Raw genomic sequence first — 24,792 nt, 5'->3', positions numbered from 1 at the left:
GCGCATCAGGATACGTTATGTCACATTTGTCGTTAGCGCCGGATTTTGATTTCCCGGCAGCAGGTAAACAGGTCCTCGCCGCCGAGCGTGAAGGCCTGGCGCAGCTTGATCAATATATCAACGACGATTTTCGCCGCGCGTGCGAAAAAATATTTTATTGCAGCGGCAAAGTCGTGGTGATGGGGATGGGCAAATCGGGCCATATCGGCCGCAAGATGGCGGCGACCTTCGCCAGCACCGGCACGCCCTCCTTTTTTGTCCATCCCGGCGAGGCCAGCCATGGCGATCTGGGCATGGTATCGGCCCAGGACATCGTCATCGCCTTGTCCAACTCAGGCGAATCCAATGAAATCCTGGCGCTGATTCCGGTGCTCAAGCGCCTGCAGATCCCGCTTATCTGCATGACCGGCAATCCGGCCAGCGCCATGGGCAAGGCGGCGGATATCCATATCTGCGTCCACGTGCCCCTGGAAGCGTGCCCGCTGGGCCTGGCTCCCACCACCAGCACCACCGCCGCCCTGGTGATGGGCGACGCGCTGGCGGTGGCGCTGCTGCAGGCCCGCGGCTTTACCCCCGAAGACTTCGCCCTGTCCCACCCCGGCGGCGCGCTGGGCCGTAAACTATTGCTGCGGGTGACCGATATCATGCACAGCGGCGAAGAAATCCCGGTGACGCCGCGGGATGCGTCATTACGCGACGCCCTGCTGGAAATCACGCGTAAAAATCTCGGCATGACGGTGATATGCGACGATAAGCTGAATATCGCCGGCATTTTTACCGACGGCGACTTGCGCCGGGTGTTCGATATGGGCGTGGATTTAAACCAGGCGCGCATCGCCGACCTGATGACCGCCGGCGGTATCCGGGTGACGCCCAATACCCTGGCGGTCGACGCCCTTAACCTGATGCAGTCGCGCCATATCACCTCGGTGCTGGTGGCCGACCAGAACCGGCTTATGGGCGTGGTGCATATGCATGATATGCTGCGAGCCGGCGTTATTTAACAAGGAAACCCGCCATGCAAGAGACCACCCTTATCGCGACCTGTTACGGCCCGGTCGACCAGCGGATACTGCAATGCGCCCGGGATATCCGGCTGCTGGTGTGCGACGTGGACGGCGTCCTGTCGGACGGCTTTATCTACCAAGGCAACCAGGGCGAGGAGCTCAAGGCGTTTAACGTCCGCGACGGCTACGGCATCCGATGCTTACTGACATCCGGCATCGAGGTCGCTATTATTACCGGCCGGTCCGCCCAACTGGTGGAAGATCGCGCGCGTACCCTGGGGATCTCCCATCTCTACCAGGGCCGGTCGGATAAGCTTTTGGCCTTTGAGGATCTATTGGTTAAACTATCTTTAACAGCGGATCAGGCCGCGTATATCGGCGATGATCTTATTGATTGGCCGGTGATGTCGCGGGTGGGATTAAGCGTCGCCGTGGCGGACGCGCATCCTTTGCTGCTGCCGTTGGCCGATTATGTGACGCATATTGCCGGCGGTCGCGGCGCGGTTCGCGAAATCTGCGATTTAATTCTGCTGGCGCAAGGGAAGCTTGATGATGCCAAAGGGCAGTCGGTATGAGTAAAACAAGATGGTGGGTCACCCTACTGCTGGTATTGGTGGTCCTGGTGCTAATCGGCCTGAACCTGACCGATAACGACGGCAGCCAGAACGCGGTGGCGCCCGATGCCGGCGAACCCACCTACCAGAGCGAACATACCATTACCCTGGTATACAATCCGTTGGGCGCCATGAATTATCGCTTGATCTCCGAGCACGTCGAGCACTTCGCCGTCGAGCAGATTAGCTGGTTTACCCAGCCGGTGGCGACGATGTACGATGAGAATAAAGTCGCCACCTGGACAGTCCGGTCCGATCGGGCCAAGCTGACCAATGATAAAATGCTTTATTTATACGGCCATGTTCAGGTTGACAGTCTGACCGAAACCTCACAACTGCAGCGTATCAGAACCGATAACGCGGTGGTGAATCTTGTTACGCAGGATGTTTCCTCCGATGACGAGGTGACCCTATATGGCATCGGATTTAACTCTAAAGGCATGAAAATGCGCGGAAACCTGCGGAACAAGACTGCCGAGCTGATTGAAAAGGTTAAGACCTCTTATGAAATCCAAAATCCAAAATAACATCTGTTACGTTTTTGCGGCCGGCGCGCTGCTGCTGGCGAGCGCCAATGCCCTGGCGCTGACCGGCGATACCGACCAGCCGATCAATATTGATTCCGAGCAGCAGGCCGTCGATATGCAGACCAATGTCGTCACCCTTACCGGTACGGTGGTGGTCAAACAAGGCTCCATCGACATCCGGGCGGACAAAGTGGTCATCACCCGCCCCAACGGCGAACAGGGCAAGGAAGTGGTCGAGGGTTACGGCAATCCGGTGACGTTTTACCAGATGCAGGACAACGGCAAGCCGGTGAAGGGCCATGCGCAAAAGGTCCGCTATGAGCTGGCCAACGATTTTGTGGTGCTGACCGGCGACGCTTATCTCGAACAGCTCGACAGCAACGTCAAGGGCGATCGCATCACCTACCTGGTTAAACAACAGCAAATGGAAGCCTTCAGCGACAAGGGCAAACGGGTCACCACCGTATTGGTGCCGTCCCAGCTGCAGGATAAGAACCCGGCGGGCGCGGCACCCAAAGCGTCCTCAGCGCCCAAGGCGCCCAAATCCGGCACTAAATAAGAGTAATTGAACCCATGGCAACATTAATCGCAGAAAACCTGGCTAAAGCCTACAAGGGCCGACATGTGGTGGAAGACGTCAGCCTCAAGGTCAGCTCAGGGGAAATCGTCGGGTTGCTGGGGCCGAACGGGGCCGGCAAGACCACCACGTTCTACATGGTGGTCGGCATCATCCAGCGCGACGCCGGGCGCATTATTATCGATGACGACGATATCAGCCTGCTGCCGTTGCATACCCGCGCCCGGCGCGGCATCGGCTACCTGCCGCAGGAAGCGTCGATTTTCCGCCGCCTGAGCGTGTTTGATAACCTGATGGCGGTATTGCAGATCAGAAACGATCTCAGCGCTTCGCAGCGCGACGACCGCGCCAATGCGCTGATGGAAGAATTCCATATCGCCCATCTGCGCGATAACCTGGGGCAATCATTATCCGGCGGCGAGCGGCGGCGGGTGGAAATTGCCCGCGCCCTGGCGGCCAACCCTAAATTCATCCTGCTTGACGAGCCCTTTGCCGGCGTCGACCCGATTTCCGTCATCGATATCAAGAAAATCATTGAACATCTGCGCGATAGCGGCCTGGGCGTGCTGATTACCGATCATAACGTACGCGAAACATTGGACGTCTGCGAGCGCGCCTATATCGTAAGCCAGGGACATCTTATCGCCCATGGCACACCCGCCGAAATCCTTCAGGACGAGCAGGTGAAGCGTGTTTATCTGGGCGAAGAGTTCCGCCTCTGATAAGGTGTCCTGAAGTGAAAGCCCCAAGAGGTTAATTGACGCATTATATGAAGCAAGGTTTGCAACTCAGGTTTAGTCAGCAACTCGCCATGACTCCGCAGTTACAGCAAGCAATACGCCTGCTGCAACTGTCTACGCTTGAACTTCAGCAGGAGATTCAAACCGCGCTGGAAAGCAACCCCTTACTTGAGCAAACCGATGTCCATGAAGAAATAGACTCACACGACGTACCCGACAGCGAATCGCTTGATACCCGCGAGGCGATGGAGCAGAAGGACATGCCGGAAGAACTGCCGCTTGACGCCACCTGGGACGAAATGTACTCGGCGGGCACGCCCTCGGGCACCGGCACCGACTACCGCGACGAAGAACTGCCGATTTACCAGGGCGAAACCATCCAGACCCTGCAGGATTACCTGATGTGGCAGGTGGAGCTGACGCCGTTTTCCGATACCGATATCGCCATTGCCACCTCCATCGTCGACGCGGTGGATGAAACCGGTTACCTGACGGTGCCGCTGGAAGATATCCTCGAGTGCATCGGCGACGACAGCGTCACCATGGACGAAGTGGAAGCGGTATTAAAACGCGTGCAGCGCTTTGATCCGGTGGGCGTGGCGGCGCGGGATCTGCGGGATTGCCTGCTGATCCAGCTATCGCAGCTGTCGAAGGATTTCCCTTACCTGAACGAAGCCAGGCTTATCGTCAGCGACTATCTCGATCTGCTGGCCAGCCATGATTTCCGCAGCCTGCTGCGATCCACCCGCCTAAAGGAAGACGTGCTGAAATCCGCCATGGCGCTGATCCAATCCCTCGATCCCCGGCCCGGCCAGTCAATCAATACCACCGAATCGCAATATGTCATCCCGGACGTCCTGGTGCGCAAGGTGCATAATCGCTGGACGGTGGAGCTCAATACCGACAGCATTCCCAATCTTAAAATCAACCAGCAATACGCCGCGCTCGGCAATACCACCCGCAATGACTCGGACGGACAATTTATCCGCAGCCATTTGCAGGAAGCGCGCTGGTTGATCAAAAGCCTGGAAAGTCGTAATGACACGCTGTTAAAAGTGACCCGCTGCATCGTGGAGCAGCAACAGGCGTTTTTCGATCAGGGAGAGGAGTATATGCGGCCCATGGTGCTGGCGGATATCGCCCAGGCGGTGGAGATGCACGAATCGACGATATCCCGCGTCACGACGCAAAAATATCTGCACAGCCCGCGCGGCATTTTTGAACTGAAATATTTTTTCTCCAGCCACGTCAATACCGAGGGGGGAGGCGAAGCGTCTTCTACGGCCATTCGTGCGCTGGTGAGAAAATTAATCGCCGCGGAAAACCCGGCGAAGCCGCTAAGCGATAGCAAGCTGACCACCCTGCTTTCCGATCAGGGCATTATGGTGGCGCGGCGAACCGTGGCAAAATACCGAGAGTCTTTGTCCATCCCGCCGTCAAACCAGCGTAAGCAAATGGTTTGACCTCTACAGAGAAGGAAGACACTATGCAGCTGAATATTACCGGACAGCGCGTTGAAATCACCGATGCTTTGCGCGATTTCGTGACGACGAAATTTTCCAAGCTGGAACAATACTTCGACCGGATCAATCAGGTATATATTGTTCTGAAGATCGAAAAAGTCCAGCAGATTGCCGAAGCGACGATCCATGTCAACGGCGGTGAGCTGCACGCGACGTCAGAGGCGGACGATATGTATGCCGCCGTCGATTTGCTGATCGACAAGCTGACGCGCCAGTTGAACAAACATAAAGAGAAACTGAAACAGTACTGAATTCACTGTAGCCATTATCGCTACCTAACCTCACATCGGCTCGTTATCCGTACGATAACGGGCCGATGAGTCTTAAAGGTGAAACAAGCGCCTTAAGTGAAATGAAATGACTAACGATACAGCTTTGCAAATAAACACGGTGTTAAGCCTTGAGTGCACCCGCGGCTCCATCCACTGCCAGAGCAAAAAGCGCGCGCTGGAAATTATCAGCGAGCTGGCGGCCAAGCAGCTCAACCTGGCGCCGCAGGTGGTGTTCGAGGCCGTATTGACCCGTGAACGCATGGGCAGTACCGGTATCGGCAACGGTATCGCCATCCCGCACGGCAAGCTGGAAGAAGACACCCTGCGCGCGGTCGGTGTGTTTATCCGCCTGGAGCAGCCCATTGCCTTTGATGCGATAGATAACCAACCGGTGGATTTGCTGTTTGCGCTATTGGTGCCGGCCGAGCAGTGTAAAACCCATTTGCACACCCTGGCCCTGGTGGCCAAGCGCCTGGCCGATAAAACGGTCTGCCGTCGCCTGCGCGCCGCGCAAAGCGATGAAGAGCTGTATGCCATAATGACGGAAACGGAAGCCGGGTCTTAACGCGCCGGGTCGGATTGCCTGCCCGGCGCTGTACCGACCAGCGGGGAGTCATTGGCGCGATTACGGCAAGCGTGGCCAATGGGTCAATAAAAATACCAGAGGGGAGTCGTCATGGTGCTGATGATTGTCAGCGGTCGATCCGGTTCAGGGAAATCAGTCGCGCTGCGCGCGCTGGAAGATATGGGGTTTTATTGCGTCGATAACCTGCCGGTGGTGCTGCTGCCGCAATTGGCCAATACGCTGGCCGACCGGAATATCTCCGCCGCGGTGAGCATTGATGTGCGCAATATGCCCGAGACGCCGGAGATTTTCGAGCACGCCATGGACAACCTGCCGCAAAGCTTTTCGCCGCAGCTGTTGTTCCTCGACGCCGATCGCAGCACCCTAATCAGGCGGTATAGCGATACCCGGCGCCTGCATCCGTTATCCAGCAAGAACCTGTCGCTGGAAAGCGCCATTGATGAAGAGAATGAACTGCTGGAACCGCTGCGCTCCCGCGCGGATCTGATTATCGATACCACGGAAATGTCGGTGCATGAGCTGGCGGAAATGCTGCGTGCCCGGCTGCTGGGCAAACGCGAGCGCGAGCTGACCATCGTGTTCGAGTCTTTCGGCTATAAGCACGGCCTGCCCATCGACGCCGATTATGTTTTCGACGTGCGTTTCCTGCCCAACCCGCACTGGGATCCCAAACTGCGGCCGATGACCGGGCTGGATAAGCCGGTGGCGGCCTTTCTCGACCGCCATACCGAAGTGCATAATTTTATCTATCAAACCCGCAGTTACCTGGAGTTATGGTTGCCGATGCTGGAAACCAATAACCGCAGCTACCTGACCGTGGCCATTGGCTGCACCGGCGGCAAACACCGCTCGGTCTACGTGGCCGAGCAGCTGGCGGACTATTTCCGTTCACGCGGTAAAAACGTCCAGTCCCGGCACCGCACCCTGGAAAAGCGCAAACCATGACGGTTAAACAAACGGTGGAAATCAAGAACCGCCTGGGCATGCACGCCCGGCCGGCAATGAAGCTATTCGATCTGGTGCAAAGCTTTGACGCGGAGGTGTTGCTGCGCAACGATAGCGGCACCGAAGCGGAAGCCAGCAGCGTTATCGCCCTGCTGATGCTGGACTCGGCCAAAGGCCGGGTGATCGAGGTGGAGGCCACCGGCCCGGATGAGATACAGGCGCTGGCGGCGGTGATCGAGCTGTTTAACGCCGGTTTCGACGAAGACTGATCACGCGCGGCTCAGGCTATCGATGGCCACCGCCTTGAAGCCGGCGAAATCGCGACTGTCGCGCAGCCTGGGCATGGAGCGCTCGCGCACGAAGGTGACGAACAGCTCATAGATCGCCATCGCCTCTTCATAATCGGTCTTATTGATCGCCAGCAGGAAAATCACGTAGGCGGTTTCATTATCGCCCCAGGCTATGCCCTGCGGCGCCAGAATGGTGTAAATCACCGTCTGCCTGGCCAGCAGCCCCAGGGAATGCGGCAGCGCAATGCCGTCGCCCAACAGGGTACTGACGATAGCCTCGCGCTCCACCACCGAGGGATAAAAATCCTTATCCACAACCCCTTCCCGCTTCAGCTGGCCGCATACCTGCTTAAACAGCGCCTGCTGGGTCAGCGGCCGGTCGACAATCATAAAATGCTGTTCAGAAAAGAACTTTTCCAGCATATAAGGGCGGGTGCGATCCACCAGCACCAGTTTGCCCAGCTGTTCGAGCTGATAGTCGCTGGGGAACGGCGCCAGCACCATCACCGGTTTGTTTTTTTCACCGATCCTGACGGTGGAAATGACAAAATCCTCCTCCAGCGCCGGCAGCTTGTCATATTCCCGTAATGAAATCACCTGCGTCACGGCAATCTGCGGATATTTGCGCTTGAGCATCGCCTGGATCATGCGCACCGTCGAGTTGCCGCTGTCGCAGACCAGCAGCGCCTGCGGATGGCGCTGGTAGCCGATATTGTAGTGCCGTTCCAGGCCGACGCCGATATGCAGGACCAGATAGCCTATCTCGTTTTCACTGATGACATACGGGGTATATTTGCCCCAGCTGGTTACCGCCGCCAGCGTCACGTCATAGGCCATGGGATAGTGCTGCTTGATGTTGGCCAGCAGCGGATTGGGAATGGTGATTTGATAGCGCACCCGGGTGATCATGGTCTTGATATGGGTCAGCAGGTCGGCGCGCAGCTGGCTGTCGTTTTGCAGGTTATAGTTATAGTGGCTGTTGATATAGCTGAGGATATAGTCCACCAGCGTTTCGTCGTCGTCGGCGTTAATGGACGAGGGATTGATGTCCTGTATCCGCCGCGCGGCAATATGGATGCGCAGGTAATTTTCCTCCGCCGCCGAAAAGCCCTTGCCGGTTAACGGTTCGATCAGGCGCACCAGCTGCGCGGACGCCGTTTTAATCCCCTCGTCCACCTCCTCCATCGGGAAATCCGGCAGGGGGTAGCCTTGCCGGATGCGTTTGACCGCCACCGCGCTGTACAGGGCCAGATATTGTTCGCCCTCATCGGTAAGCTTGATGCCGCTGGCCACCAGGCTTTGGTGCCAGGCCGGCTTCAGCCGCGGCAGAATATCGAACGGCAGCTCGCTGCTGGCCAGCAGATAGCTGTCATGCTCGTCCAGCGACAGGGAATACATCAGATCGGTCAGGCACACCCGGATGGACGCTTCCTTGCCGAACAGCTTCATGCCGTGGCGGGGTTTGGTCTCGATGGTCAGATCGTAGCGCGACAGCCGTTCGCGCACTTCGCCCATATCGCTTTGCAGCGTGCCGCGGCTGACATACCATTCGTCGGCCACATCCTCCATCTTAAAGGCATAGGCCGAGCTTAAAAAGCGTACCATCAGCGCCGGGATACGCTCGGCGCTGGAATGAGGCGTGCGATTTTGGCGCGGCGTCTGCCGGGAGAGCGAGGCAAAAAGCGGCTCGTCGTCGATTTTCAACTGATAGCCGCTGCCGCGGTTGAGAACAAACTGCGCGCCATGGCCGGACAGGATGGCGTTCAGCGCCTGGATATCGGCCCGCACGGTGCGGGTCGATACCGAAAAACGTCTGGCCAGCTCTTCCTGCGGCAGCGATTCCGCCTGTAATGCGTCGAACATATTGGCCAGTCGCTGGTTAGGAAATCTCACCATGGCTTATGCAACCTGCTTTTTTACCAGCGCCAGCAATGTCGCCACGTCCTGGGGGCGGGTATTGCCGGTCTCTTTGTCGATAATCGAGCTGTAGATATGCGGAATGATGCGTTTGACCCCGGCGTCCAGCGCGATCTGCAGGATCGGGGCGAAGTTGTCCAGATCGATGCCGCCGGTCGGTTCCAGATAAAAATCATGACGCGCGCAGGCCAGCGCCACCGCCCGGTATTCATCCAGGTGATCCAGCCCGCCCATGGGGAAAAACTTAATGGAGCTGCCGCCCATGTCCTTTAGCAGGGCGATGGCCGTTTCAACGGGAACGATGCCGTCGGGCGACCTGGCGCTGAGCGGACCGGTGGAGATTTTCACCAGCCCCGGCCGGCCGGTGGGCGACACCAGGCCATTGACCAGGGTATCGGTCTGGCCGAGCAGCGCGCGGCTGGCGCCGACGCCGGTAAACACCTGGTTGACGTGCTGCGGCTGCAGGACGCCGGCAATGGCGGCGACCATCGCCGACTGGTTCGGATCGCCCGCTCCCAGGCCAACCGACAGCGCGTTGTCAATCAGGGCGGCGTAGGCGCGCATATCCTCGACGGCCGACGGCACGTCGGGATAGTTTTTCGAGAGGACGCCAACCAGCACATGGCCTTCCGCCGCCTCGTAGATGGCGCGCGCGTTTTCTTTGGAGCCGGCCAGAACGTTCAGGCAAACCCGGTCGCGGTAATAATTGGGGGTTAATTTCATGAACGGGATCCTTTTCCTATTTCACTGATGCGTGAACTAATGATATCAAGCTGGGCCGGGGTCACGCTGCGCACATCCACCTCGATAATGCCCGCGTTAGCCTTATACCCGCGAAAATAAATCGCCGGATTGCCCATTTTCAACGCCGAGACGATATCCGCCGTGGCGATGCCCAATACCGTCTCGTCAAAATGGATTTCGGCGCGGGCGATGTCGCGCCCCGCCCCATCCCACACCACCCGCGCGCTGATGCCGGCCAGGGTATTCAGCTGATCGATAAACGGCGTCATTTTGGCCACCATCTCGCCGCCCGACTCTTTTTCACGCGCCAGATAGCTTTCGATGGCCTGGGTCAGGCCCAGTATGCCTTCCTTGCCGATCTTCATTGCCCGGCCGATGCCGCCGCCCTGCCGCTTGACCCACTCCACCGCCTGCGTTTTGCCGATAACCAGCCCGCTGGTCGGTCCCTCGAGCGCTTTGGCGCCGCTGTAGATCACCAGGTCGGCGCCCTGGCGGTAATATACCGCCAGATCTTCCTCGGCGGCGGCGTCGACAATCAGCGGCAGATGGCGGCTATGGGCGATTTCCGCGGCCTGCGCCACGGACAATATGCTCTTTTGCACACAATGGTGCGATTTAATATACAACACCGCCGCCGTTTGCGGACCGATGGCCGCCGCCAGTTGCTCCGGGGAGCACTCGTTGGCATAACCGGCCTCCACCACCTTACCGCCGCCCAGCGCCACCATGGTGCCCACCGGCGCGCCAAAATTCACGTTATGCCCCTTGGGCAGCACTATTTCATGAGGCACGGCCAGCGGTGCGGCATGCAGGTTCACCAGCAGGTTCAGGTCGTCCTTAACGATAAACGCCGCCACCGACTGGGCGATGCCCGCCGAGGCGCAGGAGACGATAACCGCGCTCTCAACGCCCAGCAAACCGGCCAGGTAGGCGCCGGTCTTATCCACCAGATCCTTCATTTCAAAATAATGGTTCAGGCCCAGATTGACCGCGTCGACCACATCCTGCCGGGGTGTGGACACGCCCAGCAGGGTCATGCGGCCCGAGGCGTTGATCACTTCTTTCAGCTGATATTTTTCATAAATCGAAGACATGGGAGGTTTTTCCTTCGTCCGTTAACAAACAAACGCCCGCCACCACCGCCGCCAGCGGGATCAACTGCTGCTCCCCGGCGACGGAGTGTCCCTCGGCGTCGGTGAACACGCAGGGGGCGGTGCGAACGTCAAACAGGGTTATATCCGCATCGCAGCCGGGTACAAGCCGTCCTTTTTTGGTCAGGCGCAGCGCATCGGCCGCATGCAGGGTTACACAGTCAATCACCTGGGCGAGCGTCATGCCGAGGGTGAAAAATTTAGCCATCACCGCCGCCAGGCTATGTACAGGCCCGTCAATACGGTTGCGGCAATAGATATCGGAGCTGATGGTATAGGGATAGATACCCTGGGCTATCGCCAGGCGGGCCACCTCGAAGCTGAAGCTGGCGGTACCATGGCCGACATCCAGGCGCACGCCGCGTTGCAGCGCCTTGCGCACCGAGGCGCGCAGTTCGCCCGCGGGCGTCAGGATGCGGTTGGGCTTGCCGTTATAACAATGGGTGACAATATCCCCGGCGCCGAGCAGATCGACGATGCGCCCGAGATCCGGCGGATTATTGCCGATATGCACCATTAACGGCAGATTGCCGTTTTCCCGCTGGATTTCCTTGGCGCGCTGCAGGGGCTTGACGCCGTTGGCGCCCACCACGCTGCTGCTGATCCTGGCCTTGATACCGATAATAAAACCGCGATGACGGGCAATCGCCTCACCGGCCAGCGCTTTGTCGATGCGCGTCATATCCGCCAGTTCATCCTGGGTGACGATGCCGGTGCGCGCGATATTCAGCAGGGCATACACCCGGGTTTTGGCCGCCCGGGTCAATTGATAAAAATCGTCCACCGCGTCGGCACCGGTGCTGCCGGCGTCGACCACCGTGGTCACGCCGCAGGCGATACCCACCTTATCCGGCTCGTCATGGTATATCGGCGAGGCGGGATAGCAATGGACATGGGAATCAATCCAGCCGGCGCTGGCATAATAGCGCCCGCCCAGGTTAATCTCGCGCCGGGCGGAAGTCGGCACGGCGCCCACGGCGGCGATGCGCCCGTCCAGCACGGCGATATCGGCAAGGGTGCCGTCCGGCTGCCTGGCCTGCCGGATAATCAGATCATATAAGGGTGCCAAGGGTCCTCCTTATGTTATCCGCCCGCCGCCCCGTGGCGCGGCCGGATAATCAACACAGTGATGGCGTCCCGGCGGCGGGCGTTAGGTTACGCAATAGCTACCGGGAAAAACGCGCCCAGCAGCATCGCGCCGAGGATGGCGCCGCCGGTAATGGGTTTATTCCACAGATAAAACAGCAATGCCCCGGCCAGGGATCCCAGGCCGATGGGGATCGACGCGGTAATGGCCGACAGGATAATCAGCGGCCCGAGAAAACGGCCCGATGCGTTGCCCGCGCCCATCATGACATCCGCCCCGTAGGTGGCGTTGCTTTGGTTAATGGTGAATCTGCGCGCCAGGATAATCAGGCCGCCGATGGCCAGGCCCAGCACCATGCCGGTCGCCAGCGAGGCAAGGAAATTCTCCAGGGGAAATTTGATGCCCGCGCCCAGCAGCAGCGCCGGCACGCCCAGGCCGACCCCGGTCTGCAGCGCGCCGCCGATATCCAGGATCCCCACCAGGGATCCTTCGATAATGCGCGCAAACAGGAAACTGGCGCCGAAAGCGGCCACCGCGCCGTAAACGCCGGTATCGATACCAGTGCGCAGCATGGCGACAAAGGCGACTTCGTTAAAGGCGCCGATGCCGTACAGATAGTACATATGGGTCCCGGCAAAAATCCCGGCTGAAAGCAGTCCGACAAAAATCGGGAACGACCAGTCGGCATACCAAAAACCGCGTTTTGTTTCTTCCATTTTCTTAACCCCTGTAAAATTTATTTACCGCTTAAGGCGTTATGGATGCCGTTCAGCCAACCGGGCACGCCCAGGCTAAAGGACTGCAGCATTTTCATATCGAAACCACGGAAGAAACCGCTGAGGACAAACAGGGCGATAATCGCCGCCATCATGATGCCGGTGATTTTATTCCAGCCGCCCTCTTCCACGCCCTTGCCGATCAGGATGCCCAGCACCAGGCCCGGCACGGCGTTGCCCATGATAAGCTGCGCCAGGCCGCCGAAAATGGTGGCCCAGAAACCGGAGCGTTTGCCGGCGTCGATTGCCGCCAGCCAGAAGATCACCGGCATGACGGTATTCACCAGGATATTGGCGGCAGGCACCAGGACCTTCACGGCGGTCACCTGGAGCGCGGCGGGCACGGCGGAAGCGGTGGAGTTAAGAAACGCCACCACCAGCATGCCGATGATGCCGCAGGCAAACGCCATGCGTTTTGGATCGTGCATGGTTTCACTGAGCTGGCGGTTTTTAATCATCAGCGCCGCAGCCCCCCAGTGGGGAATGATGCGATGGTCGACATCCTGGGTAAACGAACCGGCGGCCACCGACGATGCCCAGGCGTTAAAGAAGAAACCCAGGCCGAAGGAAAAATGCGACGCGGGATCGCCCTCGCAGGAATTGAGTTCACCCAGGGTACGAAAGGCCCCCATGCCCTGAACGGTCGGCGCATGGAACATGCGCGCCGCCCCGGCCCCCACTCCGACGCCGACCAGCCCGCCGATAATAAGTGACTTTATTAAAATGATAAGAAACATCGGATTATCCTTTGATGATTTATCCGCATCGTTAACTGCGGGTAAAAGGGACTTTTTCGGTATCGATCATGATGATGCCGACCGTAATATCCAATATGACGCTGTAGCTTTTCTTTTCACGCGGCAAAAAGAAAAAAAGGAATTTTTCAGTAATACGCTTCTCTTCCGCCTGGATAATTTTGACTTCCTGCGGTTCAATACGCAGCAAAACACAGCCGGTGGATTTCATCACCGCTGGCTGCACCTGACTTAACGCGGCGGCAAAAGCGGCCGCTTTGGTTTCACCTTTTCCCGCCACCTGTACGGTTAAAACAGACTGCTCTTTCATCAGGCATTGCCATATTTTTTAAGCCAGGTTTCTACTAATTTTTGCCCCAATTCTTCTTTATCCATAAAACCAAAACCCAATACTTTATTGCCTTCCTGGATAGCCGTTACGCCTTCTTCAATCGAGCGCATGCCGTGTTTGGCTTTATAACCGTATTTATTCTGCGCGGTGATGGCGCCGGCGCCGCCGCTGCCGCAAAAGGAAATGCCGAAGTCGGCCTGCTGGCTGTTCATCACATCTCCCAGCTTCATATCCGCCGCCATGCCGGGCACGACTATTGCCTTGCCGCCCGCCGCTTCGATGCCCTTGGCCACTTTCTGCCCCTTACCCAGCCGATCGCCTATCACTACCGTTACCTGTGCCATTTGGTTCTCCCACACGTTATTAAGCGTTATTGTCTTTGGCCACTTCAAAATGAACCGATAATAAATACGCTTCTTCAATCGGTAAATTATCCAGCAAATTCACCACCGCCTCCGCCATCGCCATCGAATCCGCGGAAATTTCGTCAAATAACTCTTTATCCACTTCCGGTAACGGCTCGCCGGTTAAAGAACGCATCACCATGGCGCGCACATGGGAGTGCAGCATTTGATCCTGCACGTGATTGATCCGGATATTGCGCTCCGTCAGCATCTGCATGATTTCCAGCAGAACCTTTTCGGTCAATGCGGCGGCTAATGCATCACGTTCCGTTTCTCCGCCCGCTGATACGGCTTTATCGACCACTCTGTGCTCCTACGGCATCCATAATAAAAATATTCAGCGCGGTAAAGCAGTCTTGCTTTTGCCGCCTTTAATGATGATTTACCCTAGCCGGTGCGGCGGCAGGTTTGTAGCCGTTATATTTCCACTTTGAAGTGGAAATAAATCACGGCCAAGCGATCTCATTCGCATAATGGCTACAAACCGCATCATTTCACTGTATATATGGGATATCAGAGTCCAATTGCCCGGCGACGGGCATGGAAGGACGGATATTACGTCGTTATAGACCTATAAGAATAACCTATCTTGAATTTGGCCCTGGCGATAACGCCCGGCAACCCCAGACCATATACCGCGCAGGCTGGCGCCCACCGTCTGTCTTTATGCGCTGGAAAAAGCCTTAATCCGGCGGCCGTCGGGATAAGGATAAACAATGACGATGGACCATGCGCACCCTGCCACCTGATGTGCCGGCCCCGGCCTCAGTCAGTTCACCGGCTGGGAAGCGTAAACCCGGTACGGTTAAACCTTATCAGCCGCAAAGACTAATTAACCCGCCATTATGGCGATAGTGGCCGCCTACCTGTTTATCATGGCGGCATCCACCCCCAGGTCATTTTTCATCCTCCATATGGCTCTGCTGAAAGAGATGGTTTAGCGCCGAGCAACAGATTATATATAGAGAGAAATTAATGTACATTAACCATGAAGTTATTAAACATAACCATATTGATACAAATAATTCGGAAGATGTTTTTTATGATTGCGAGCCTTACACCTTATGGCCCGGCCATAATGATGATGAACATGCCGCCGTTGATGACATAATCAATCAACCCCAAACAGCCTTAGCGGAAGATTTAAAAATAGCGTTGACGAACCTGCTTAAAATAGCGGTTTCTCATGAGGCCAGTCGGTTCAGCATGAATATGGGATTGGATATTCCACAGGCGGTATTCAATACCGCCTGGTGCCTCTATAATGCCATAACAGCCAGACAAAGTATCAGTACAGTCCTGGAAGCCGGGCTGCCGTTGTGCATAAATGCTATTTTATCCCACTCACAATTTTTAGTTTCTGTATCCGTTTATGTAAGGGATTATATTGAAGAACAGCTCGGGCCCTCGCTGACCGGCGCATTAGATATCGGTGCGGATAATATCCTCACTCATAACAGCTATCTTTTTTTTGGCGCCCTGGCGCTGGCCAGTAAGTACTATTGCGATGGGGGGAATGAACGACAGCCGCAGCGGCGTTGTCTGAACCTGCCGGTAGCCATCGCGCGCCTGTTTAATAAGGCTTGCCAGTACTGGCAGGGATTATGCGTGGCGTCCGGGGTTCATCAACGGCAACCGACGGATGAAGGTGGCAGGATGTTATTAAACCCAACGGAAAAAACACAACAGGCCTTGGGGCGCAACCTGGCCCGGCAATGGGCCAGGCAAAGCCATTACAACCAGCTGCGCGCGGAGCGGGCGGCCGAGCAGTTTTATGGCATCAGCGCCAAGACCGGTAGCGCGGCGTCGCGGGCGCGTGTCGAGATCAACGCGCAGCCAAGGCCGCGCATTCCCCCCGTTCGGTGCCCACGATTAAGCGTGGCGCGGGATACCGGCGAGGTAACGGACTGTTTGCCGGGGACGCGCGCACCTCATCTGCTCACGATAACACCGTCGTTCAGCCGCGGGCTGGCCGGATTTTCACTGCCCCGCCTCTCTCTGCTGCCGATGACGGCGGCGGCCCCCATACTGGACGCGACACCCGCAAAGCAGATTATTACCGCCCTGGCGCCGGAGCGCGATACCCCCGCGCACAAAAGCGATATCCTGATTAACCGCCATCTGCAGCAGGCATTTCCCACCATCACCCGCATAGTCACGGCTTGGTTAAATCAAGAGATCAAAACCAGGTATCTACTTGATATTAAGACGGAAGAATGTTGGGTTCTGTATTTTGACCGTCCTTATCCCGACCGGGAGCCCACTTACGGCCGCAGCCAAATTGCGGTAATCACACAATCGATGCCGTTAACCGAATATGTTATCAACAATTTCTTTAGTAAAGAATGCCAAGATTTGAATTCCGTCGATAAATATCAGGGGATATATTTTACGGAACGGCCGGAACCGATGCTTCGCCATCATTCACAGGCGGCGATCAAACCTTCACAAATTATCGAGCTGTTGAATAATATGGATATTGCTTCCCGGTATTTAACGGCACTGGACGTCTATTGGCGTGAGAATAAACCTTACCATGTCATCGCCAATATCATTAATATATTGACTCATCTTAGCATCGAGCAGACATCATTGGCTGATAGCGTTGTAGCTATCATCCTGCATGCGCTGGGTTTGGAGAAAAATGATCAACTGCGGGTGAGGGTGAAGCTATTTGATATAAACGGTTATCCGGCCACGGATATGGTGGTGTTCAGCATGACCGGTGAAAATATGCTCATTCTTTACCAACCGCGCGGCGTCAGGCATTTTTGGGTGTTCAATGGCATCAACGATTTGAGAAACTGGGTAATAGAACAATGCCGGAACGAAACGCAGCGCATTGACATCGCCAGCCATTTCACGTTGCAGGATAGAGTGGATGGCATGTCGCTATTCGGTTTTTACTCTTGGGGCGTCGACCGTTGGCTGGCCCATGCCGGCGCATACCCTGACCGTATCATGACGCTGAATGAATCGCTGAGCGAACCTTGCCATCTGGCGCTGGGCAACCGGCAGCAGGCGCGCTCCTTAAGCGACGCCGCAAAACTTGGCTACGCGAGCCACCAGGGCCTGTGGACCCTGGCCGCAACGGCGCTGGATATTAGCGCAAACCTGTTTGCCATGCCCCTGGTCCCCTTCGTCCCCCTGGCAGCGCAGACCAATAAAACGGACGGCGTCGCAAAAAACTTCCTGCGCATGGCCCAGTATGCCGGCGATCAGGGCGATACCGTGAAACGAGCGTTATCCATACTCGCGTCGGTCCTGAGCGAAATAATGCCATACGATGAAAAAGGCGCAATTCAGCCGGCATTAAGCCTGAACTTTACACTGGCTGAATATTTTCATATCGTCCATACGGATATCGCCCTGTGGAAAACCATGCCTGAGGCCACCTCCGGCGAGAAACGCCTGGTGAAAAGGCTGAGCGTTTACCCGCTAGGGTACCGGCGGGTATTGCAGACCCACCAGCATGGAACCACGGATAACCATTTCACCTTAAGCCTGATGACCAAGGACGGTCTGCGCAGGGACGACATTATCGCCATCCGAATGTATAAAGCGGCGTTACCAATACGCTTTAATAGTAGGTTACAATTATTCGAAGTTTACGATATTGATCATATCAGCAAGGCGGGTTATCCGGTCTATATGTTCGTCACCAATAATATAACGCATTGGCAATTCGGCCGCGTGACGGACACCCGTAGTAACGTGGTGGGGGAAAGTGAAGTCATTATGGCTGATTACGCTTTTGTCTCGGTGCGTTTGTTTGACTTGATTATGGAAAATATTGATAACCTCTGCGCAAAGGTGAAATCACTGACCCCCATTAATAGCCAAGGTCTGGCACAGGACGCGCTTGGGCACAGCTATTTAAAAGTGGGCATACATTATATAAAAATTGAAATAGACGCCGAAAGAAATCATTATTATTTAGGCGATCGTGACGCCTGTTATCTATTGATTATCTATGATGGCAAATTAAAAAAATTCACCCTTTACTTAACGCCCGAGCAGAAGTTGTCGGCGCTCTACAACCAGCTGGCGGCGCATGAAAATGACCAATTCAAAAGCACCAATATATCTTTAAGTTACCGTAGCGGCTACCGGGGTGCTAACGAACAAGAATACTTTAGCGCCATGGTGGCTGACAACATCATCCTTGATGCCGGCGTTAAGGAGATTATTTGTTATGGTCTGTTACCACATGAAATAGTGACACACCCTGAAGCAACAGTTTTGGCTTCCCGGCTAAAAAATGTCATGAGCGCATGCCGTCATATCATCATGGACATGATGAACACTTCGGAGTGCGTACGGCAAGCGTTTTTGATGGATACTATATATACGTTGATAAGAGTCAAAAATCCCGACAAGGATATATTCCGCGCAAAAAACATCATACGATTTAACGAATTATTGGAAAAAATGCTCGATATTATTGAGCAGCATATTGCCGATAAATTCAGTCGGATCTGGTTAGCACGCTTTCATCAATCCGAGACCATAGTCATGACCGTCCATGGCGATCCGCTTAAACGATTATGGGTCAGCGCGGGAGATGGAGATAATGAGAGCGCGAGTCCATCGCAATGGTATCGCGCCCGCTTTTGCCGTTACGGTTGCAGCGAGCTGCCCCCAGCGCAGAATATCGCCATTCTCGACCGGGTAAACCTTATTAACGGCACCCACGCCGGGAGAAATTATGCGGCCCAGTATCAACATGAAAATTTTAAGTCAATTATCAACCGCTTATGGGCAGGCGAGATGACGGAGGGCGAGGTCAATTTCCTGATCAGTCTGCCGGAGGTCACCGCGGTCAAAAATTATTTGCTCATGACCGATAGAGAACTTGCCCGAAAGCTGTTTCGCAAGAAGGCCACGGTCCGGATGGCCATGATTTTCCGCAATGCCGACCTCTTCTGCGAACTGCTGGCGCATCTGCATCGGGGCATGAACAATGGTCATCCGCAGATTCGCCATCATCAGGATCCGTGGCTGATGTCCCTGCTTTTCGCCGTGGCATTTCATGCGACCGGTCCAGCAACATCCGCGCCGGCGCGGGTATAAAAAAACCGGCCTGCCGGGACCGGTTTATTGCCTGGCGCAGCCTTCATCCTAGCGGAATTTTGCGTGGTTTTCGTTGCGGGTTTGCTGAAATTGCTTTGCCATTGCCTGGGCCTGTTTAAGATCGCCTTTATCAGCCAACGCCTGGGCCTGCTCGATTTGACCGATCAGAGTGCTCATACCCTGGCGGAAATCCTTCATCTGCGGGCTATCCGCCGGTTGCCCCTTGAGCTTGGGCGGCGTGCCGTTACGGGCATCCAGCGCCGCTTCATGCATATTGGCCAGTGCCGGTTTAAGCGTATCGAGATTATCGCTTTTGACCACTTTACTATAGTTGGCGTTAAGGATATCCATATCCTCGCCCAGATCGCGCGCCTGCGTCGCCAGGGGAGCGGCGATAAACAGGGCTGCCGACAACATTGCTATTGCTTTGAATCTCATTATTATAAATTCCCGTTAAATACCTGCGATTTTCATCTGCGGTAATAACACCGATCCGCATTGGATATTGCTGCGGGTTTCGATATCGTCGCCGACCGAAACAATATTACGCCACATATCCTTCAGGTTGCCGGCAATAGTGATCTCGCTGACCGGATACTGAATTTCACCGTATTCCACCCAGAAACCCGCAGCCCCGCGTGAATAATCCCCGGTGATGGCACTCACACCTTGCCCCATCAGTTCGGTGACTACCAGTCCCCTGTCCATTTTTTTGATCAATGCCGCAAAATCAAGGCCCTGGCCCGCGATGCGCCAGTTATGAATGCCGCCTGCATGGCCGGTGCTTTTCAGCCCCAGCTTACGCGCCGAGTAGCTGCTTAACAGCCAGGTCTGGAGTACGCCGTCTTTGATGATGGCCCGATCCTGGGTACGCACGCCTTCGCTGTCAAAGGGTGACGATGCCAAGCCCTTAAGCAAGTGCGGATGCTCTTCTATGGACAGCCAGTCCGGCAAAATTGCCTTGCCCAGGTAATCAAGCAGGAATGTGGATTTGCGATACACGCTGCCGCCGCTGATAGCGCCGACCAGATGGCCGAACAAACCGGTTGCCGCTTCGGCGGCGAACAGCACCGGCGCCTGCTGGGTGGCAATCTTGCGCGGGTTCAGGTGCGCCAGCGTGCGCCTTGCGCACTCCTCGCCAACCCATTCCGGCGTGCGCAGATCGTCAAATGCCCTGCCGATGGTGTAGGCGTAGTTACGTTCCATATTACCGCCGCTTTCGGCGATAACGCTGCTGGAGAGGGAATGGCGGCTGCTGTTGTAGCTTGCCAGCATGCCATGGCTGTTGCCGTAGACCTTGGTACTGTAATGGCTGTTGAAACTACCGCCTTCGGTATTGGTGATGCGCTTATCGGCGTTGAGCGCCGCCTGTTCGGCACGGGCGGCCAGATCGGCTCCGCGCTCCGCGTCCAGCTCCGCCGGATGGAACAGGTCCAGTTCCGGCGCGTCGAAAGCCAGCAGTTCTTTATCCGCCAGGCCGGCGAACGGGTCGGGTGAGGTATAACGGGCGATATCCAGCGCGGCGCCCACGGTACGGGCAATCGCGTCCGGACTGAGATCGGTCGACGAGGCGCTGCCTTTGCGCTGCTGGTAAAAAACGGTGATGCCCAACGCGCCGTCGCTGTTGAATTCAACGTTTTCCACTTCGCCATAACGGGTGCTGACGCCGATACCGGTGGTTTTGGTCACCGCTACTTCCGCCGCGTCGGAGCCGGCGCCGGCCAGTTCCAATGCCTGGGCTACCGCGTTTTCCAATAACTTACGCTGTTCTGCAACTTGAGTGACTAATTTCATTGGGCCGCCATAATTGTGAGGGTTATACGCCGCAGGATGATGTATCAATTCTATCAGTCCACAGGCTGTTTCGCACGGTATCAGGGTGGGATGGTGAAAAGGCTGGGCGGCAGGCGACAAAAATCAATGAACGGCACAGGCGCGCCGCCGTCCCCCGCGCTGGGAATATAACGGCTGCGCGCCAGGGATAGCGCCGGCGGGGTCAGGCACCGCGTCCAAGCTTGCGGTCAAAGCGCCGCCAGCATTCCGTCAGGTCGATAAGACATTTCTTTTTACGCGCTTCGTCTATTTTAATCGCGGTCAGGCCGGCCTCCATGGCATCGATAATAGAGACCTTTAACGGTTCGCCGTGCAGCAAATGGTCGACCACGCCCTGCGCCATTTGCGTATCCGCGCCGTAATGACCGGCGTCGCCGTAGCCTTCATAGGTTTTATCCTCCAGCTTATCGCCGCTGCGGGCATCATGGACGCGAAAATAGTTGCGGACAAAATCCCCTTCCGCCATGCCGTCGCTGCCGATAACGCAAAAACGGCGAAAATAATCCGGCACATTCAGATTGGCATGGAAAGAAAGCGTTGCGCCGGTGGCGTATTCAACGATAGCGGTCTGGTAGTCGATAATATCCGCATCGCTGGTAAACACGTTATCGGTGCTATGCCAGCCGCTGGGCTTGCGGTGATACACGTCAGACGCAGCGGTCACCGGCCCGTGCGGTTCATGCGCCGCGGTAAAGGATTTGCGCCCGCCAAAGCTCGCCACGCTGGTGGCGCGCGCGCCGACCAGCCCCTGGTACAGGTCCAGGTCGTGGCAGCATTTTTCCAGCATATACGCCCCGGCGAAGCGTTCGAAGCGCCGCCAGTCGCGCATGAAAAAAGCGCCATGCCAGGGCGGAATATGCTCACAGGCCTCGATGGAGGTGATTTCGCCCAATTGGTTTTGCGCCTGGGCGTGGAGTAAATCCACATACAGCGGCGAATAACGCAGCACCAGGCCCACAATGATGCGATCGCTGCCGTACTGCCGCACCAGCTCCGCCAGCGCCATGGTCTGCTCTTCGTTTATCACCACCGGTTTTTCGGTAAAGACGATAAGCCCGGCTTCCAGCCCGGCGCGGATATGCTCCAGATGCAGGTAATTCGGCGAACCCACCATCAGTAGGTCAAAGCCGCCCGCGGCCAGCAGTTCGCCAAGCGTGCCGAATCCCCGTCCGGCATCGATGCCGAATTGCGTGAGCGTCTCCAGCCCGGCCGGCGCCGGGTCGGCGTATCCGGTTATGGTAAAATCCGCATCGGCTTGTTTAAATTCCCTGGCCACGTTCGCCATGCGAAAACCCAGTCCGACAATGCCTGCTTTCATGTTGGTTGCCCCTGCCGCCCATGATGAACCCACGTTTCTGAACCTTGAACTTATTACGATTACAAAAGTAATGTCAATTATTAACCAATACGTAAAAATGATGACCCTGGATATTGCATTGAAATTTAATAATTTATTAAAATAAAAGAATGTGATATTTTTTTCATTATTGCGATTTATGTTTTTTTACCCTATCTTTTCCGCTCGACACGTCAGTTCCACAGCGTCCCTGGCGGCAATTCATGTCATCAAGAGCCAAAAGGAGGGGGAACGTTGCAAGCAAATTTTTATGTGGGCGTAGATGGCGGCGGCACGGCGTGCCGCGTGCGCCTGATCGATAGTCAGGGCCGCCTGCTGGCGGAGTGCCGGGGCGGGGCGGCCAATATTTTCAGCGCTCCGGCGCAAGCCCTGGCCACGTCGCTGGCGCTGGTGGCCGAGGCCTTTCGCCTTGCCGGCCTGCCGTTGGCGGAACAGGCCGGCGCGCGGGCGGGGTTCGGTTTTGCCGGCGCCAATGTGCAGCGCGTAAGGGAACTGGCGGAAAGCTGGCCAATGCCGTTCGCGGCCCGGCATATTGCCTCCGACGTGGAAATCGCCTGTCTTGGCGCTCATCAGGGCCGCCCCGGCGCGGTGCTGATTACCGGCACCGGCAGCCAGGCCACGGCGTATGACGGCAGCCGGTTCCATTCTATCGGCGGCTGGGGCTTTAGCCTGGGAGACCAGGGCTCGGGCGCCATCCTGGGACGTCACGCGCTGCGCCGCACATTGCAGGCCCATGAGGGCATCCTGCCGGCGTCCGCATTAACGCAGGCCCTGATGGCGGATTTCGATCATTCGCCCGAGGTCATGTTGCACTGGGCCCAGTCCGCCGGCCCCCATGACTGGGCGGCGTTTGCCCCGCGCATCTTTGATTCCGCCCGGTGCGGCGATCCGAACGGCGTTCATTTGGTGCGCCAACTGGCACTGGAGATCGATCTGATGCTAGCCTGTCTGGTGGACGCCGGCTCGCCGCGGATTGCCCTGATGGGCGGTATTTCACAGCCGGTATTGCCCTGGTTGCACCCCCGCTGGCGCCAGCATATTGTCGCACCCTGCGCGGACGCCCTGGACGGCGCGCTGCGCCTGGCCGGCGGCGCCGGACCTTACGTCCAGGCCCGGCCGGCGCACCCGTTATCGTCGTCACAAGGATAAAACAGCCCAGCTATGAGCGCGCCGACCGTATCGCCACGCATTTTACGCCTGATCGTCGAACACTCGCCTATCAGTCAATCCGACCTGAAGGTTCGCAGCGGCCTGAGCATGTCCACGGTTTCACAGGCGACCAATCGGTTATTATCGAAAGGGATTATCCATGAACTCGGACTGCGCCGGGAATCCATGGGGCGGCCCAAGATCTTGCTGGGTATCGATCCCGCCTATGCCTCGGTGGTGGGCGTACAGCTCAACGCCGAGCGCAATGTGATCGTCATGACTGATTTAGTCGGCAAGCTGATCGGCGAACAGCAGATGCCGACCGGCGCGCTCACGCCGAAACAGCTCGGCGACGCGCTGGCGAAATTCCTTAAATCGGTGGAAACCAGCAAAGTGGGCGCGATCGGCCTGGCCATCTCCGGGATAGTGGATCCCCTCAGCGGGGTGTGCATTCGTTCCAAGGTACTGGACTGGAACCATGTCCCCATCGCCGGCCTGTTATCCGAGCGTTTCGCCATACCGGTCTATATCGAAAATGACGCCAACGCCATGGCGCTGGCTTCCCTGGTGTTTGGTCAGCTGGGCGACGCGCAATCGGCCATCATCGCCACTTATGGTAAAGGGATCGGCGCCGGCATTATTCTCGAACGCCAGCTTTACCGCGGCCGGCACGGCAACGCCGGTGAAATTGGCAACGCGCTGGTCGGCGACGGGTCGGCGGCGCTTCTTGAGGAAGTGGCATCCTCCAGAGCGATATTAAACAGTATCGCCGCCACGTTGCCGGAAAATGGCCCGCCGCGCAGCCTGCAGGAGGTGGACGGCTGGCCGTCGCACCAGGTGGTGGATATCCTCACCGCCGCCGGACGGCACATCGGCATTTCGCTGGCCAACCTGTCGATCGCGTTCGATCCGGACGTGGTGTACCTGGCGATGGAGCCGCAGATGGCCTCGCGCATCCTGCTTGATCAAATCATGACGCATTTTCAGCAATACCGGCTCAAACTCACGCCGCAGGTGATCCCGCTGCGCTACCTGACGGACTCCAGCCGCATGTGGGCGCTGGGGGCGGCGGGATTTGCGGTCAACGGGCTGATCGATGCGATAGCCTCGTCCGCGGACGAGGATGCCTAGCCT

Annotated in this window: 25 protein-coding genes; 13 read left to right on the top strand and 12 right to left on the bottom strand. The window is 56.7% G+C overall.

Annotated elements, in window-relative coordinates:
* Nucleotides 1-17 precede the first annotated feature (17 nt).
* From kdsD to npr, 10 genes are all read left to right on the top strand, one after another.
* Nucleotides 18-1,004 (top strand): arabinose-5-phosphate isomerase KdsD, encoded by a 987-nt coding sequence (gene kdsD, locus ACL2XG_RS19175; protein WP_410013359.1) that lies wholly within the window; start codon nt 18-20, stop codon nt 1,002-1,004.
* A 14-nt stretch (nt 1,005-1,018) separates the two neighbouring features.
* Nucleotides 1,019-1,582, top strand: coding sequence for a 3-deoxy-manno-octulosonate-8-phosphatase KdsC (gene kdsC / locus ACL2XG_RS19170; protein WP_413721526.1), 564 nt, complete (start codon nt 1,019-1,021; stop codon nt 1,580-1,582).
* Entirely contained in the window at nt 1,579-2,148 is a 570-nt protein-coding gene (gene lptC, locus ACL2XG_RS19165; RefSeq protein WP_413721527.1) for an LPS export ABC transporter periplasmic protein LptC, read from the top strand. The genes kdsC and lptC overlap by 4 nt, the downstream gene beginning before the upstream one ends.
* Nucleotides 2,126-2,707 carry a lipopolysaccharide ABC transporter substrate-binding protein LptA gene (gene lptA, locus ACL2XG_RS19160; RefSeq protein WP_410013356.1) on the top strand — a complete coding sequence of 194 codons (582 nt, stop codon included), beginning with the start codon at nt 2,126-2,128 and terminating at the stop codon, nt 2,705-2,707. The genes lptC and lptA overlap by 23 nt, the downstream gene beginning before the upstream one ends.
* A 14-nt stretch (nt 2,708-2,721) precedes the next feature.
* A complete protein-coding gene (gene lptB, locus ACL2XG_RS19155; protein ID WP_410013355.1) occupies nt 2,722-3,447 on the top strand; it encodes an LPS export ABC transporter ATP-binding protein in 726 nt (241 codons plus the stop codon).
* Nucleotides 3,448-3,494: 47 nt separating this feature from the next.
* The gene (rpoN, locus tag ACL2XG_RS19150) at nt 3,495-4,928 is read left to right on the top strand and encodes an RNA polymerase factor sigma-54 (protein WP_410013354.1); all 1,434 of its coding nucleotides are present in this window, start codon (nt 3,495-3,497) and stop codon (nt 4,926-4,928) included.
* A gap of 23 nt (nt 4,929-4,951) precedes the next feature.
* Nucleotides 4,952-5,239, top strand: a complete 288-nt coding sequence (hpf, locus tag ACL2XG_RS19145) for a ribosome hibernation promoting factor (protein ID WP_162366255.1) — start codon at nt 4,952-4,954, stop codon at nt 5,237-5,239.
* A 106-nt stretch (nt 5,240-5,345) separates the two neighbouring features.
* Nucleotides 5,346-5,825, top strand: coding sequence for a PTS IIA-like nitrogen regulatory protein PtsN (ptsN, locus tag ACL2XG_RS19140; protein ID WP_410013353.1), 480 nt, complete (start codon nt 5,346-5,348; stop codon nt 5,823-5,825).
* A gap of 111 nt (nt 5,826-5,936) precedes the next feature.
* Complete coding sequence (gene rapZ, locus ACL2XG_RS19135; protein WP_410013352.1) at nt 5,937-6,791, top strand: RNase adapter RapZ; 855 nt, start codon at nt 5,937-5,939, stop codon at nt 6,789-6,791.
* The gene (gene npr / locus ACL2XG_RS19130; RefSeq protein ID WP_410013351.1) at nt 6,788-7,060 is read left to right on the top strand and encodes a PTS phosphocarrier protein NPr; all 273 of its coding nucleotides are present in this window, start codon (nt 6,788-6,790) and stop codon (nt 7,058-7,060) included. Before rapZ ends, npr begins: the two co-directional genes overlap by 4 nt.
* On the opposite strand, the gene ACL2XG_RS19125 is transcribed toward npr, so the two are convergent.
* From ACL2XG_RS19125 to ACL2XG_RS19085, 9 genes are all read right to left on the bottom strand, one after another.
* Nucleotides 7,061-8,974, bottom strand: coding sequence for a BglG family transcription antiterminator (locus ACL2XG_RS19125; RefSeq protein ID WP_413723501.1), 1,914 nt, complete (start codon nt 8,972-8,974; stop codon nt 7,061-7,063). It abuts the gene before it with no gap.
* Nucleotides 8,975-8,980: 6 nt separating this feature from the next.
* Nucleotides 8,981-9,721 (bottom strand): 2-dehydro-3-deoxy-phosphogluconate aldolase, encoded by a 741-nt coding sequence (gene dagF, locus ACL2XG_RS19120; RefSeq protein ID WP_410013350.1) that lies wholly within the window; start codon nt 9,719-9,721, stop codon nt 8,981-8,983.
* Complete coding sequence (locus ACL2XG_RS19115) at nt 9,718-10,836, bottom strand: DgaE family pyridoxal phosphate-dependent ammonia lyase (protein ID WP_413721528.1); 1,119 nt, start codon at nt 10,834-10,836, stop codon at nt 9,718-9,720. Before ACL2XG_RS19115 ends, dagF begins: the two co-directional genes overlap by 4 nt.
* On the bottom strand, nt 10,820-11,962 hold the full coding sequence (locus ACL2XG_RS19110) for an amidohydrolase/deacetylase family metallohydrolase (RefSeq protein WP_413721529.1): 1,143 nt from the start codon (nt 11,960-11,962) through the stop codon (nt 10,820-10,822). The genes ACL2XG_RS19115 and ACL2XG_RS19110 overlap by 17 nt, the downstream gene beginning before the upstream one ends.
* An 86-nt stretch (nt 11,963-12,048) precedes the next feature.
* Nucleotides 12,049-12,696, bottom strand: coding sequence for a DUF4310 family protein (locus ACL2XG_RS19105; RefSeq protein ID WP_410013347.1), 648 nt, complete (start codon nt 12,694-12,696; stop codon nt 12,049-12,051).
* 20 nt (nt 12,697-12,716) lie between these two features.
* On the bottom strand, nt 12,717-13,493 hold the full coding sequence (locus tag ACL2XG_RS19100) for a DUF4311 domain-containing protein (protein WP_410013346.1): 777 nt from the start codon (nt 13,491-13,493) through the stop codon (nt 12,717-12,719).
* Between the two features lie 31 nt (nt 13,494-13,524).
* Nucleotides 13,525-13,821 (bottom strand): DUF4312 family protein, encoded by a 297-nt coding sequence (locus tag ACL2XG_RS19095; protein ID WP_410013345.1) that lies wholly within the window; start codon nt 13,819-13,821, stop codon nt 13,525-13,527.
* Complete coding sequence (locus ACL2XG_RS19090; RefSeq protein WP_413721530.1) at nt 13,821-14,186, bottom strand: glycine-rich SFCGS family protein; 366 nt, start codon at nt 14,184-14,186, stop codon at nt 13,821-13,823. The genes ACL2XG_RS19095 and ACL2XG_RS19090 overlap by 1 nt, the downstream gene beginning before the upstream one ends.
* Nucleotides 14,187-14,205: 19 nt before the next feature.
* Nucleotides 14,206-14,550 (bottom strand): glycine dehydrogenase, encoded by a 345-nt coding sequence (locus ACL2XG_RS19085; protein ID WP_410013343.1) that lies wholly within the window; start codon nt 14,548-14,550, stop codon nt 14,206-14,208.
* Between the two features lie 671 nt (nt 14,551-15,221).
* Between ACL2XG_RS19085 and ACL2XG_RS19080 the strand changes: the two genes are divergently transcribed.
* Nucleotides 15,222-19,319: a dermonecrotic toxin domain-containing protein gene (locus ACL2XG_RS19080; RefSeq protein ID WP_413721531.1), complete on the top strand. Its 4,098-nt coding sequence runs from the start codon at nt 15,222-15,224 to the stop codon at nt 19,317-19,319.
* Between the two features lie 48 nt (nt 19,320-19,367).
* Here the strand turns inward: ACL2XG_RS19080 and cybC are convergent, their stop codons facing one another.
* The 3 genes from cybC to ACL2XG_RS19065 all read right to left on the bottom strand — a co-directional run bounded on the left by cybC (nt 19,368) and on the right by ACL2XG_RS19065 (nt 22,470).
* Nucleotides 19,368-19,736, bottom strand: coding sequence for a cytochrome b562 (gene cybC / locus ACL2XG_RS19075; RefSeq protein WP_410013341.1), 369 nt, complete (start codon nt 19,734-19,736; stop codon nt 19,368-19,370).
* 36 nt (nt 19,737-19,772) lie between these two features.
* Nucleotides 19,773-21,113, bottom strand: coding sequence for a metalloprotease PmbA (gene pmbA, locus ACL2XG_RS19070; protein ID WP_413721532.1), 1,341 nt, complete (start codon nt 21,111-21,113; stop codon nt 19,773-19,775).
* 202 nt (nt 21,114-21,315) lie between these two features.
* Nucleotides 21,316-22,470, bottom strand: coding sequence for a Gfo/Idh/MocA family protein (locus tag ACL2XG_RS19065; protein ID WP_413721533.1), 1,155 nt, complete (start codon nt 22,468-22,470; stop codon nt 21,316-21,318).
* A gap of 273 nt (nt 22,471-22,743) precedes the next feature.
* On the opposite strand from ACL2XG_RS19065, the gene ACL2XG_RS19060 reads away from it, so the two are divergent.
* Nucleotides 22,744-23,658: a BadF/BadG/BcrA/BcrD ATPase family protein gene (locus ACL2XG_RS19060; RefSeq protein ID WP_410013338.1), complete on the top strand. Its 915-nt coding sequence runs from the start codon at nt 22,744-22,746 to the stop codon at nt 23,656-23,658.
* Between the two features lie 12 nt (nt 23,659-23,670).
* Complete coding sequence (locus ACL2XG_RS19055; protein WP_413721534.1) at nt 23,671-24,789, top strand: ROK family protein; 1,119 nt, start codon at nt 23,671-23,673, stop codon at nt 24,787-24,789.
* Nucleotides 24,790-24,792 lie beyond the last annotated feature (3 nt).

It is taken from the genome of Sodalis sp. RH24 (genome assembly GCF_047324145.1).
Classification (GTDB): Bacteria; Pseudomonadota; Gammaproteobacteria; order Enterobacterales; family Enterobacteriaceae; genus Acerihabitans.
This window is presented reverse-complemented; position numbering and strand designations above follow the sequence as displayed.